Annotated in this window: 1 pseudogene; it reads left to right on the top strand. The window is 67.6% G+C overall.

Features of this window, described 5'->3' with window-relative positions:
• Window positions 1–805 (top strand): annotated as a pseudogene (locus H5395_RS18350) (transposase); the annotation flags it as partial.
• Between the last annotated feature and the right edge of the window lie 314 nt (window positions 806–1,119).

Genomic DNA, 1,119 nt, shown 5'->3' with positions numbered 1-1,119 from the left:
TCAGCCGGGGGCCGCGCCTGCTACCTGCCGCGGCCTGCCGCGGCCGCCGATCCCGCGCTCATGCGCCGGATCGTCGCCCTTCATCCTGAGCATCCCTTCGCGGGCAGCCGGATGCTGAAAGGCCTGTTGCGGGCGGAGGAACACGAACCGGGCCGGCTTCACGTCTGCCCGCTGAGGAAGGGGATGGCGAGCCCGGCGCTCTGCCGCCCGAACACGTCAAAGCCGGTGCCGGGCCACAAGATCTCTCCTTGTCTGGTGCGCCATCCGGCGGTGACGGGGCCAGGCCAGGCCTGGGCGATGGACATCACCTCCATTCCGATGGCGAGGGGCTTTGTCCACCTGACCGCCGTCCTCGGCTGGTTCAGCCGCAAGGTCCTCGCCCGGCGGCTGGCGATCACGCGGTCACCGGACTTCTGCATCGAGACCCTGAAGGACGCGCTCGGCCGCTCCGGCCGACCGGAGATCTTCAACAGCGACCAGGGCTCGCAGTTCACCGGTGTGGCGTTCATCACGGCGCTGAAGAACGCCAGGGTCGCCATCAGCATGGACGGCAGGGGGTCGGCCCATACGCCGAGGGCGCGGCAACGCCTTCGTCGAGCGGCGCTGGCGGACGGTGAACCGAAGGACCGCGCAGCGAAATACAGAGGAGGTGTCCCGGCGCCCCTGCGGCAGCGTCTCCGGGACCGGGGCCTCGATTGGCCGCTATGTGGGCTTCTCCAACAGCACCAGGCCGCATTCGTCGCCCGGCGGGCAGACGCCTAATCAGGCCTGTCTCAGCCAGCCGATGCCAATCCCGGCGGCGGCGCTACCAGGACGGAGATCCACTTGGCAGCACACCCGACACTGGTCAGACGAAGCAAAACAGATCTGACTTGCGCGGTGCTCCGGGCGATATTGCGCGACAATCTTGATGAGACGCGCGCGTCAATCTGGATGAGCTTCTACGTCGCGGCGTCTGGCAGGGTATCAGCGTGATTGTCGCTGGCAAGGCCCTGCGGGCCGGGTGATTGACGCTCCGCGACAGACTGGGGCGTATTGTTGATTGTCGCGAATGCGGCCGGTCGTCCCCGTGTCCGCTTTGCCTCCATGGCGCTGCGCCGGCGATAGCTTTCGACATTC

It is taken from the genome of Paracoccus sp. MC1854 (assembly GCF_014164635.1).
Taxonomy (GTDB): domain Bacteria; phylum Pseudomonadota; class Alphaproteobacteria; order Rhodobacterales; family Rhodobacteraceae; genus Paracoccus.
This window is presented reverse-complemented; position numbering and strand designations above follow the sequence as displayed.